General features: G+C 47.8%; 11 protein-coding genes. 4 read left to right on the forward strand and 7 right to left on the reverse strand.

Annotated elements, in window-relative coordinates; all coding sequences use genetic code 11:
* The first annotated feature begins 216 nt into the window (after positions 1-216).
* On the forward strand, positions 217-1,728 hold the full coding sequence (locus AC50Y5_RS20620) for a methyl-accepting chemotaxis protein (RefSeq protein ID WP_494863406.1): 1,512 nt from the start codon (positions 217-219) through the stop codon (positions 1,726-1,728).
* Positions 1,729-1,828: 100 nt separating this feature from the next.
* On the opposite strand, the gene AC50Y5_RS20625 is transcribed toward AC50Y5_RS20620, so the two are convergent.
* Complete coding sequence (locus tag AC50Y5_RS20625) at positions 1,829-2,317, reverse strand: SitI3 family protein (protein ID WP_099518979.1); 489 nt, start codon at positions 2,315-2,317, stop codon at positions 1,829-1,831.
* Between the two features lie 209 nt (positions 2,318-2,526).
* Between AC50Y5_RS20625 and AC50Y5_RS20630 the strand changes: the two genes are divergently transcribed.
* A complete protein-coding gene (locus AC50Y5_RS20630) occupies positions 2,527-3,564 on the forward strand; it encodes an NAD(P)/FAD-dependent oxidoreductase (protein ID WP_056040966.1) in 1,038 nt (345 codons plus the stop codon).
* 110 nt (positions 3,565-3,674) lie between these two features.
* On the opposite strand, the gene AC50Y5_RS20635 is transcribed toward AC50Y5_RS20630, so the two are convergent.
* Positions 3,675-4,052, reverse strand: a complete 378-nt coding sequence (locus tag AC50Y5_RS20635; protein WP_494863408.1) for a VOC family protein — start codon at positions 4,050-4,052, stop codon at positions 3,675-3,677.
* A gap of 207 nt (positions 4,053-4,259) precedes the next feature.
* On the opposite strand from AC50Y5_RS20635, the gene AC50Y5_RS20640 reads away from it, so the two are divergent.
* Both AC50Y5_RS20640 and AC50Y5_RS20645 read left to right on the forward strand, forming a co-directional pair.
* Positions 4,260-4,745 (forward strand): RNA polymerase sigma factor, encoded by a 486-nt coding sequence (locus AC50Y5_RS20640; RefSeq protein WP_494863410.1) that lies wholly within the window; start codon positions 4,260-4,262, stop codon positions 4,743-4,745.
* Positions 4,745-5,416, forward strand: coding sequence for a zf-HC2 domain-containing protein (locus tag AC50Y5_RS20645; RefSeq protein ID WP_494863412.1), 672 nt, complete (start codon positions 4,745-4,747; stop codon positions 5,414-5,416). Before AC50Y5_RS20640 ends, AC50Y5_RS20645 begins: the two co-directional genes overlap by 1 nt.
* 165 nt (positions 5,417-5,581) lie before the next feature.
* On the opposite strand, the gene AC50Y5_RS20650 is transcribed toward AC50Y5_RS20645, so the two are convergent.
* The 5 genes from AC50Y5_RS20650 to AC50Y5_RS20670 all read right to left on the reverse strand — a co-directional run bounded on the left by AC50Y5_RS20650 (position 5,582) and on the right by AC50Y5_RS20670 (position 12,380).
* A complete protein-coding gene (locus tag AC50Y5_RS20650; RefSeq protein WP_494863417.1) occupies positions 5,582-6,562 on the reverse strand; it encodes a cell wall hydrolase in 981 nt (326 codons plus the stop codon).
* A 295-nt stretch (positions 6,563-6,857) separates the two neighbouring features.
* Complete coding sequence (locus AC50Y5_RS20655) at positions 6,858-10,196, reverse strand: ATP-binding protein (RefSeq protein ID WP_494863420.1); 3,339 nt, start codon at positions 10,194-10,196, stop codon at positions 6,858-6,860.
* A 189-nt stretch (positions 10,197-10,385) separates the two neighbouring features.
* Positions 10,386-11,378: an ABC transporter substrate-binding protein gene (locus tag AC50Y5_RS20660; protein ID WP_494863421.1), complete on the reverse strand. Its 993-nt coding sequence runs from the start codon at positions 11,376-11,378 to the stop codon at positions 10,386-10,388.
* Entirely contained in the window at positions 11,375-11,599 is a 225-nt protein-coding gene (locus tag AC50Y5_RS20665) for a hypothetical protein (RefSeq protein ID WP_494863423.1), read from the reverse strand. Before AC50Y5_RS20665 ends, AC50Y5_RS20660 begins: the two co-directional genes overlap by 4 nt.
* Positions 11,600-11,648: 49 nt before the next feature.
* Positions 11,649-12,380, reverse strand: a complete 732-nt coding sequence (locus tag AC50Y5_RS20670) for an SDR family oxidoreductase (RefSeq protein ID WP_494863425.1) — start codon at positions 12,378-12,380, stop codon at positions 11,649-11,651.
* Positions 12,381-12,392: the final 12 nt, after the last annotated feature.

The following is a 12,392-nucleotide window of genomic DNA, read 5'->3' on the forward strand; positions in this document are numbered from 1 at the left end:
TGAATCATAATCTATGAGTTTAGCAGCGGTCATTCTTCCTTCAAAGTGCCGTCTAGCGGACGGTTATCATTCGTTTTTGCCGTTTAGGAAAAAAGACGCAATTTAAACCTATGAAAGTTTGTCGAACGCTGTAGAAATATAGCATTTTAAGTGTTATCGTGGAGTTAACCTGGGACTTTATAAAAAAGTTTCGCAAATGAAAAGGGGGACAACCTTATGTTTCTCAAGGATGCTCAATCCAAGGCCATGACAGCCTTGCTAGAAGAAGCCAAAAAACGCTCCGAGCTATTTTCACAGCATGATTTTTCTCCATTTGCCCTGCCTGCTGTCCATTCAGACGCAACGAAAGCCATTGTACAGCATTTTAATGCCGCCCTTCAGATGGTGACCCAGCAGGCCGCAGATGCGGAGCTTCGTTTACAGCTTGTAACGGAGGCTATCCAAGTTGGACTATGGGATATGCAGGTCATTGCCGGAGATCCGGTCAATCCGAAAAACACGTTCATTTGGAGCGATGCGCTGCGCAAAATGCTAGGCTATCAGAATGAAGCTGATTTTCCGAATATACTGGACAGCTGGTCGTCCAAGCTGCACAAAGATGATCATGATTGGGTACTTGCTGCCTTTGCCGACCACTTGAACGATCGAACGGGGACAGTCCCTTACGATTTGGAATACCGTTTGCTGCTGAAAAATGGTCAATATCGCTGGTTCCGTGCAACGGGCACGACGGTAAGAGACTCGAAGGGTGTTCCGCTCCGCGTAGCTGGCGCTTTATTCGATATCCATGACAAGAAAATGAAGGATCAGGAAACAGCGGCTCTCGTTACGCGCTACGATCTGATTAACCGTGCCCTAGTCGAAGCCCCATGGGATATGACGGTTGTAGCTGGCGACGTGGTTAATCCAAATAATGAATTTTGGTGGTCGCCCCAATTCCGCAAAACGCTCGGCTTTCAAGACGAAAGTGATTTCCCTAACGTATTCAGCAGCTGGAGCAGCAGGCTGCATCCTGACGATGCCGAACGGACGGTGAAAGGATTTGCGGATCATATGAACGATTACAGCGGTAAAACGCCGTATGATCTGGACTACCGCTTAAAGCTGAAAAATGGCGAATATCGCTGGTTCCATGCAGGCGGCGAAACGATCCGGGACTCTAAAGGCGTTCCGCTTCGCGTTGCCGGCACGATTCGGGATATTACATATGAGAAAAATAAAGATGATGTCGTCAAGCTGTTGAATGAGAAAACCGAGCAGCTTTCGCAATCGATTATGGATATGGTCAAAGGCATTAACAATGTAACGACCCAGGCGCAGGAGCTCGCCGTTGCCCAAGAGCAATCGACCGAAGCCGCCAATCATGCCAAAAATAGTGCTGATGAAACGAAAAACATTTCTAATTTTATTAAAGAAATCGCAAATCAGACGAATCTATTGGGCCTCAATGCTGCGATTGAGGCAGCGCGTGCCGGAGAGCTCGGCCAAGGCTTCTCCGTCGTCGCCAATGAAGTGCGCAAGCTTGCCGTCCACAGCGCCGATGCAACGGTCAATATCGAAAACAGCTTGAACACGATGAAGGATTATATCGAGGAAATTCTCCAGCACATTCACAACATGGCTAGCTTAACGCAGACGCAGGCTGCCCTGACCGAGCAAGTCAACGCCTCCATGGATGAAATTAATGACATGTCGCAATCGCTGGTCGATATTGCGAAGACGTTGTAGGTGCTGAGTCTTTAATGAAGAAAAAGACGATTGCCTCTCCTTTTTTAGAAGGGGCAATCGTCTTTCTTCTATTATAATAATTCAAACTTATATGAACAGCTTATATATGGACAAACGATCTAAACGGCTGATACTCCATCGTGCCGATTAAAGCTTTCACACTGTCATGCTCCCAGAAGCCAAAATCATTATTGACGTAGAAGGCGTTATTTTTCCGATAAAAAATTTCTGAATCACTGAATGTCAGGAGGGCATCCGAGCCCGCCATATCAAGCAGGCTGAACACCATTTGGAGCATCAGCTCGCAAGCCTCCGGCTCTGTATCGTACGAATTGTACAGCTTAAAGCTCACATGCTGCTGGTACATAAATTCATCTTCCAAATAGTCGGAATCCCATCCAAATGACATATCGAGCGTATCGATAACCGTCATCGAAAACCCGATTCTTTCATTAAACTCATCCACCCGAAAACCACCCGCAAGCGGAACCAGTTGCTCGGTCACAAAACCCAGTTGCTTAAAAACCTTTGTCACCATCGACTGTGTCAACGACCGCTCCTCAAACATTAAGGAATATTGCAGTGCCATAAATTCCCCTCCGCTTTATTGATATCAGCATCCTACATGCATCATAGCAAATAGCTCTGAACGGATTCTGACCGGATACTGACCGGAGCGTTAATCGGAAAAATTTTCTTTTTTGCCATATGCCAATTGTTGACGCCCCCCTTATTCTCCTTTACTATAGAAAATAGTGAGTTGATAATGATTTTCATTATAATTGGAGGCTAGCTCAAATGTCTGAATCCTTGGAATTATTTGATGTAACGATTATTGGTGGAGGCCCTGCGGGCATGTACACTGCTTTCTATAGCGGAATGCGCGATTTGAAAACCAAGCTGATTGAAGCTCAAAATGAGCTTGGCGGCTTTCTGCACACGTACCCGGAGAAAATGATTTGGGACGTCGGCGGCATTCCACCGATGCGCTGTGACAAGCTGATTGCTTGGCTGGAGCAGCAGGCGCGCACGTTTGACCCTACACTCGTCTTCAACCAAAAAATCGTCGGCGTCGTCAAGCAAGAGGATGGCAACTTCCTTCTTACCTCGACAACTGGCGAGCAGCATCTATCGCGTACGGTCATTGTGACCGTAGGCCGCGGCATTACGCAAATTCAGAAGCTTGATATTCAGGGTGCTGACCGCTACGAGGTGACGAATCTGCATTACACCATTCAAGAGCTGATCTCCTTCCGTGGAAAAAGAGTGCTGATTTCAGGCGGCGGCAATTCCGCCGTCGATTGGGCGAATGAGCTTACGGGTATTGGGGCAGAGGTTATCGTAATTCACCGCCGTGACCAATTCAAAGCGATGGAGAAGCATGTCGCGGATATGATGGCAACTGCTGATGTACGTACGCCTTATTTCGTCAGCCAGCTGAATGGGCAAGGGGAGACGATTCACAGCGTTACGATTACCCATGCCGAGACGGGCGAATCCGAGGTGCTTGATGTTGATGCGGTAGTCGTCAACCATGGCTATACGAGCGACTACGGCCCGATTGCAGAATGGGGCATTGAGCTGGGCGAATGGGCAATCAACGTCAGCAACCGTCTGGCGACGAATGTGCCGGGCATTTTCGCAGCTGGCGACTGCGTCCATTATGACAGCAAGGTCAGGCTGATTGCCGGAACGTTTACCGATGCTGTGCTTGCCCTGAACAGCGCCAAACTGTACATGGAGCCGGAAGCGGATCAATACGCCTACGTGTCCTCCCATAATGTGCGCTTCAAAGAACGTAATAAGCAGCTGCATATCGCCTCTATTAAATCGTAAAGTTATCTCTTCCATAAACAGAATGCTTATTGCGAGCTATGCCCCTGTCCGGGTTCATCCCCGGATAGGGGCTTTTGCGTATAGACGTCTGCCTTCGGCTTATTAAATGATTAGGAGAGCCACTCTAGAAACTCAAGGCGGTTGCCAAATGGATCGTTTAAATAGAAGCGTTTGACCCCTTCATCTGCCCTAGCCTCGTCGTCGATTACCTGGATATGATGCTGAAGCAAATGCTCGCGCAATTCATCTAGGCTCTGTACGTGAAAGGCAGGATGGGCTTTCGTTGCCGGAACAAAATCCCGCTGTACCCCAATGTGTACTTGATGGGTGCCGCATTCAAACCAGACCCCGCCACGTTTTTTCAGCATTTCCGGCTTTGGAATTTCCGTCCACCCCAATATGCCGTTAAAAAAGCTCCTTGCCTCTGTTTCGCAGCCTTCCGGAGCTGCCAGCTGAACATGATCAATACCATAGAAATGATAAGCCATATATTCCGCCTCCTGTTTCATATAGTGAAACATAGTTTCATTTTATGACTCTATTTTAAATCCATTCCCCATAAAAATCCAGCCTTTTTCACTTTGATGAAGTAAACTAAATTATCATAGCCATGCTTTCAATCGGTTTAAAAAATATTGCAGGGCATCTGTAACGAAATCCAATGTTCATGCACTTATAGGGTAGGAGGTGTAGAAATGGAAAGCATGGAGCAGCTCTATAGCACGTACGCGCAAACGGTTTATAAATATTTGTACAGCTTGACGCAAAATGCCGATTTGTCGGAGGAGCTGACGCAGGAGACCTTTTATCAAGCGATGAAGGGGATCCACAACTTTCGCGGCGATTGCAAAATGTCGGTCTGGTTATGCCAAATCGCTAAGCGCGCGTGGTATAGGGAGCTTAATAAAAACAAAAAGATGCCATCCGTTTCCTTGGATGCATGTGATATTCCTGTTTCTATGGGGCAGCAGGTCGAAGCAGATATTTTACATAAGGAAGATAAGCTCTCCTTGTTTCGCATGCTGCATCAATTGGATGCAACAACGAAAGAAGTGATGTACTTGCGGCTTTCCGGCGAATTAAGCTTTGCCGAGATCGGAGAAATTTTGGAAAAAAGCGAAGCTTGGGCCAGAGTAACCTTTTACCGGGGCAAGCAAAAAATGATGAAAGGGAGCGTATAATGGGACAACAATTAAATTGCCATATTGTGCAGGATTTGCTGCCCAACTATATCGAAGGGCTGACAAGCGAAGATACGAATGAAGCCATCCAACAGCATCTCGCTTCGTGCAGCGATTGCAGGCAGGTGCTCGACAGCATGATGACGGAGACCGAGGGCTTTCAGGCGGCCCCACAGAAACAGATCAATTTTCTAAAAAAAATCAAACGAAGACAATGGGTCATAGCTGGCATCAGCGTCTGTATTGCCGTTATTATTTTGCTGACAGCCCTCTATTTTTTTGGCATGAGGAATTTTGCTATAGCCAGCAAGGATATTGCCATCAGCGAAGTCTATCAAATGAAGGATGGCTCCATTCATTACCGAATGACAGCCAATGTGAATGGCTATCTAAGCAACGTAGGCGGACTAACCGATACCAATAGAGAAGTACACAAAATTAATGAGCGTAGGCGTTTCTTTTCTAAACAGGATAAAAAGCCTGAAATATTGCCCGAATATTGGTCTTCACTGGACAGCCCCGATCCTACGCAAGAGAAAACAATTATTTACTACGAAGGCAAGGACGAAAACGACCGTCTCATTATTTGGGAAAAAGGCATGGCTATTCCTAAAGCAACTGCCGAGCAAGAAGCTGACTATAAACGTATGAATCCCAAGCCGGCTTCCTAGGTCCATACAGCAAGGTGAAACGGCTGGCGCCTTCCTTTGGCGGCGCGGCGCGTTTCAGTCCGAGAAATATAGAGAAAGGATGGGAACATCATATCCTTTCCTATATTTCAAAAAAGTCCGTTACGGCTCACTACGCCATAACGGACTTCTCTATATGTGTCGTTCCTATTTTGCGAAGCTATGATTGCCGATTGTCGTAATGACTTCTAGGCTATCCCAGAACGCGCCTTGGGATATATTAGGGTTAAAGAAGTAGATGGCGTTTTGCACATTGTTTTTGCCGTTGAGCGCTTCCTTAGCTGCGCGCAGGGAGCCTTCATTGGGCTTGCTTTTATCAAGGAGGCCATTGTGGGCTGGCGGGAACTGTCTGCCGGAATAAATCACTTCACGAATCGTATTCGGAAAACGGGAGTCCTTCACTCTATTCAAAATAACATTCGCCAAGGCAAGCTGCCCTTGATACGACTCATAGCCTGATTCAACCATTGTAATCTTGGCAAGCAGCGTCAAATCTGCTTCTGTGAACGGGTCAGCTGCGTGATCGAAAATCGAAGGAATGACCACCTTCAGCTTCGTACCTGCTTTAAGCTTGGTCTTGCTATCCAGTCCGTTGCGCTTAAGCAGCTCCGACTTGCTGCTGCTCGTTTCCTTGCTAATCTCGTCTATACCGTATTTGTCTGTTACTACTGCTGGCTTCACAGTAGCAAGCTCAATATCGCCTGACTGTGCATTCACTTGCAAATCGGCATGCAGCATTTCGGCTAATTGGCGCAGGGACGCATACAGTCTACCTTCCTTGAAAACGGGAGCCGCATCCATCACATAGCGCTCATCGTTGAAATAGACAACAGGCACTTCGTTTCCGAGTACGATTTTATCATTCAATGCCGTGTTTATCGTTACTTCCTCATTGTCGCTATCCCAGCTCGACTTGGCACTGAACAATTCAGCGATGCGGGCCAAAGGCACATACAATCTTCCATCCAGAATAAACGTAGAATCATTCAGCACTACTTGCTTGCCGTCGAGTTTAATCTTCGCGTCATCCGCGGCCGAAGCGCTTGCCAAGGGCCCGATGCATAGCAGAAGCATTCCCAAAACCATAGCGAATATTAGCCGTTTAACCGGCCTGCTTTCTTTAATCATACGTACCTCCCAGAATATTGTGGTCGTATTTCATTTGAAGAGATGACAGCAAACCGTCGCAGCTCCTCAGTTAAAACACGGCCCTAGCTGGAGCAATCTCCCAGCATTCTTTCTCTGGGCAAAATTATAACACAGCTAAATAGGTCTGTAGGATTAACATTTTCACAGAATTAAGCGTAAACGGCTGAAGCCGTCTTCTGGCGGCAAAGCTAACGTTTCGTGGGTGAAATATAAGCCTATGTTAAGTTTGATACTTATTTATGCTTATATTTTAATAAAAAGCTTGTTCCACCCGCTATTCAAAAACGTACAGCGGAAGCGTGAAATAGAAGGTGCTTCCTACTCCCAGCGTGCTCTCCACATGAATTTCTCCCTCATGATAGTGGACGATTTCTTTGGCAATCGCAAGGCCAATTCCGCTCCCCTGAACCGCCTGCCGATCATGCTTTTCCCGAAAGAAGCGGTCAAATACAAACGGCAGCGACTCCTTCTGCATGCCTGCCCCATTATCCTGAACACGTATGGTGAGCTGGCCGACGGAATCGTCATCGCCTGCCCATTCTTCGATCGCACAATGTATGCGAATTTGCCCTTCCGCCCCCGTGTGCTGAATCGCATTAAACACAAGGTTGGTCAGCACCTGCGTAATTCGGTCCATATCCACAACGACATGGTATTCGGCCAGCTTTGCTGCATCGAATGACAGCTGAAAATCATATTGCAGCCCGGCGCGCACGACATCGAGCATGAATTTATCCTCGATTTTCGCCACCAGCTCCTGCAGCGTCATCATGAGAAAGATCATTTCGGATTTGCCTGATTCCAGCCGCGACAGCTCGAATAAATCATGGATTAAACGGTTTAGACCGAGCGCTTTGACCAAAACCATCTGCAAATATCTTTTTTTATCCGCTTCCTGCTCCACCAGTCCAGATACGATCGCCTCCACATAGCCTTGAATCGCCGTCATCGGCGTACGAAGCTCATGGGAAATATCGCTGAGCAGCCGTCTGCGTGACAGCTCCAGCCGGCTTAAATCTTTGTTTTTGCGCTCCAATTCCACCGTTCGCTCATGAATGCGATGCTCCAGATTCGTGTTCAGTTCGGAAAGCTGCTCGTTTAGCTCTGCAAGCTGCTGGGCATTCAGGCTCACTTCCTGAACGGACCTTTTTAACAGCAGCAGCGTACGAACGCGGCTTACGAGCTCATTGCGCCCAATCGGCTTCGAAATATAATCATTTGCTCCGGCGCTGAAGCAGGCCTTAATCGTATGATCCCTGCTGCTTGCTGTCATAATTAATATAGGCAGCTCAATTAAATTGTACTTTTCTCTAATCAGACCGCACAGCTCATAACCGGACATGCCAACCATCATTAAATCGGCAATAACCAAATCCACCTCATGCAGCTCATCCATGCGAGCCAGCACCTCAGCGCCGCTAGTCGCGGTCTCGAATACGCATGGCAGCGGTGCCAGCTGTTGAATGACCACTTGCAAATTCACTGGTTCATCATCCACAATAAGCACGCGATAAGGACGCTGTACAGACAGCTCTGCATCGCTTCTATCCCCTGCTGGAGCGTATAGGGATGCTGCCATCGATTCAGCATCACCCATGAGCGCCTGCCTGCCCGTCTCCTTCTGCGTCATCAACGTTCCAGCCGAACGATTTACCGGCTGATGAAAAATCGTGAAGCTGAATAGAGAGCCCTGCCCCACCTTCGACCATACTGTAATTTCCCCGCCATGCAGTTCGACAAGCTGCTTCGTAATTTTAAGTCCAAGACCTGCTCCCGTATCATCAATGGATTCAAGCTTCTCAAACGGATTGAAAATGATTTCAAACTTGTCTTCTGCTATGCCGATGCCGGTATCCTCGACGTGAATTTCCACATAGTCGCGGTAATGCTGTGCGCTTATCGTTACATATCCCGATGGCGTATACTTGATCGCATTGCCTATTAAATTAAACAAAATTTGCTGCATCCGGTTTTCATCGGCATAAATAGGCGGAAAATCCGTGCCAATTTGATTAAGGAGCACTAGATCTCTGCCCGTCACCAGCGGCTTGACGACGGTCAGCACAACCTGCACCAGCTGATGCAAATCGATTTTTGCAATATGAAGGCGCATATCATTATTTTTTAATAGAGCGTAATCCAAAATATCATTAATCAAATAGGACATGCGCTGCCCGCTCGATACAATCATATTCAAATGCACACGCTGGCTGTCCTCCATCCGATCATGCATGCTGTAAAGCAGCGACTGCGCCAGCCCAATAATGCCGTTAAGCGGTGTACGAAGCTCATGAGAGGTGTTGGCCAAAAACTCATCCTTTACCTTATCCAGATCTAGCAAGCGGGCAGATAAGCGCTCATTCGTTTTAATGGCATTGGAAAATTTGATCGACACAATAATGGATAAGCAAATAATTAAAAACAGCAGCCCGTATGGAAAATAGATGCCCGTTCTAATCGTGTCATTGCTCATCAAAATATCGTTGACGACCGTAATAAAAAAGACGACGGTGCCCGTCAGCATCAAATTTGCGCCTGACAGCCTGCCAATGGCAGCCTTAAATACATACTGAATGAGCACAAAACCAATCCCAATCGCATAAACCTGCATGACAACGGCCAGCTTCGTAAATATTTGAACCGGCGTCACCACAATAAACAAGGTGAGCAGCATGCCTGGAATCCACAGTATATTGCGCATTCGTTTTGTCATTTGGCGTGGAAAGCTGTAATAGAAAAACAGCACAAACAGCGGGGCGCTCCCGAGAAAGCCTAAATATTCGATTTTCACTAAAACATTATCGTTTAAGCTTTGAAATAAGACGGATAACGTGTATTGGGATTGGGAGCTATTTTTCATAGCCAGCAAAATGCAAATGAGGCCAAAAAACAAAGATTCCCAATTTTTACGCAAGAGGATAAACAAAACGATGTGGTAGAGCCCCATAATGAGCATGCAGCCTATTAACATGCTTTCGAACACAAGCTTCTTTTTCATATACGAATGGAGGCTGTCGTATTCTCCCAAAGTTAAAGAAGCAAACAGGCCTGCTTTGCGCTGCGTGTAGTTGGACACTTGAATGACAATGTCTGCCTGCGTCTGTCCTACCTCCAACCGAAGTACTGACGGCATCATATACGGTGTCGCCTCTGCCTCGCTTCGACCAACAACTCCGCTTTCAGAAACGAGCCTCCCATTGATCCACATGCGGTGGGCGGAGGTTATCCCTTTAGCAACCAGGCCCAGCTCGGTGTCCGTCTTCGGCAATTTTATGACAAGATGATAGGTGGCATAGCCCTTGCTTGTGTGCTTTTGTCCGTCAACTTCATGCTTGCTCCATGAGCTGGGCACTTTTATGTAGCCAGCCTCGCCGACATTCCCCGCTGTAAAATCATCAGGCTCCAACAGCTGATTCCAGTAAAATTCCCACTCGCCGTCGAGCGAGCTGCCATTACCCGCAATCTGATCCTGTGCTGTAATCGACAGCTTCCCCCTGCTCGCTTCTGGTTTATCCTTATCCAAAGCAGAATTAAAAGTCATCAGTATGATGAATATAAATGCAGCCAGCGCTATCGGAACGAAAAAATAGAGGAAAGGCACACGTTTCTTCATGGAAGCTTCACCGCTGATTACCCCTTTTTATTACAAAATAAGATGGCCGAAGCAGTAACGCTCGCCTCTGCATCATACCATATCCTTTTTTTAAAATATAAGAATCTATAAGTTTCATACTTGTAATGGGCTTATATCTCAACGCGAAACGATAGCTTTGCCGTCAGAGGACGGCGACAGCCGTTTCTCTTATATTGCAAAGTTTTCAAGCCGTTTTTGAATTTCCTTCTGCTCCATATGGAGATAGGTGTTAATCCACTGGTGGAGATGATAACGCTGCGGATCGACGGCAATGGCAATATCATCATCGTGATCGTCCAATTGCACGAATTGCATCTGGAGCGAATACGAAGGGTATTTTTTCAAATAACGGGAAATTTCAAAGGCATCATAAACGGCTGCCAACACATCCCCTTGCCTTACGCCATCAAACAGCTCGGCCGAATTCGGATAGCTCGCCTGGCTTTGATTTGGAAAAAGCTCCTGGGCAAAGCCCGCATAAGAGGTGCCTCCGACAATGCCCACCTGCTCCCCGCGGCCTTGGATGAGGGCAAGTGGATCAGCAGCATCGCCTTTTTCAGTAATTGCGGCAAGCTGCATACGGTTAATCAACAGCGCTTGTTTCAAATTCAAATAGGCATCGGAAAATAATACCCGCTTCGCCCGCTCCAAGGTAATGCTCAGCTTGGAAACGCCGATATCCGCCTCCCCTAGGGATACTTGATTAATAACTTCATTGAATGAATCAGCTGTACGTAAAAATACTGCTTGTACGCCAAGCTTAAGAGCGATGTCGTTTGCAAGCTCAACATCGCTTCCGCGGAGCACTCCTTGATCATCTACATAAAAAAACGGATAGCGGTCCTCCTGATAGAGGGCTACCCTCAGCTTGCCTCTGCTCAAAATGTCCCGGATGTCCTCCGGGTAAGTCTTTAATTGCTCCTCTGTATAAACCGGAAGCTCCACCTTACTTCCAGCATTCTCCCCCACCTCCGCTTTAGCAGCCGGAACGGCAGAACTTGCGGGAGATGGGCTGGAGGCGGCTGGACTTGCTGCATGAGCTTGTTTGTCAGATTCCAATTGATAGGCCTGCTGTGACGTGCTTGCACATGATGCTGTAATAAAGCCTATTGCCAACACCAAAAACAAGCAGAAGGCCAAGCGATCGTATTTGCCGATCATTGCTGGCCATCCTCCCCTCCATGCGAAACTTGAGTTTTGCGAAAGCATACTGCGCATACGGTCATGTCATACACAGCGATACGAACATGGCAAAGCTTGCAGCGTGGAATCGAGACGGTTGCCAAGCCTCCAACAACCTCTTCCAGCTCCTCCTCCAACAGCTCATCAGCCTGCCCATTTTCCTTTTTCTGATCGTTCTCGGCCTGCTGCTGATACCCCATATGCCCGCCTCTTTCAAAGGTTACCTTAAGCCGCGCTCTCATGTCCTTGCTAGAGAACAGACTGAATACCGTAACCCCATGTCGTATTTTGACCGCTCATGCCATGACCGTAATCAAGAAGCAGGCCGAGCCCGTGGGCGAGCTCTTCCAATTCCGGCAATGGCGGTTTTAATGCATAAATATCAAACGCCTTGCGATTACTTCGACCAGCAGCCGCTTGCCTCTCCCTGCGAAAATACCCAAATGTCAGTGCATTTACACTGACGCGGAACGGCGACAGCTCCTTGGCGAAGCTTTTAACAAAAGCGAGCGCTCCCTGATTATATACCGGGGACGAAGGAAAGCCGTCGTAATGCAGCGAATCTGCCAGCATCGGCACGATAATCTGCCCCCGCTGCTTGCGGGCCATCACGCTCCCCGCCGCCCGGCTGTACAAAAACAGCTCGCTCAGAAGGCTGTAGCTCTTCAAGGCGAACTCGGCGGGATCATGCTGCAGCGCCTCCAGCTCGTCGACCCAATCATGGCCATGAATATACAGGTCAAGCCCTTGCATCTGCTCGGCTATGCCCGCAATAGCCGACTCGACTGCTTTCATTTGGACGTCCGGCGCAACAATCGTCTGACATTGTTCCTGCAACGGAGGCGGCAGCTCTGCCTTAAACTGCTCCGCCTGCTCAGGCGTCTGGAAGCTCGCCGCAACCCGGATGCCCCGCTGCAGCAAATATAGCGCTATCGCTGTGCCCAAAGCACTTTCGGCATGATGCAAAAATGCGGTTTTCATCCTCATTCCCCC

The sequence above is a fragment of the Paenibacillus sp. JT22N7 genome (assembly GCF_059383875.1).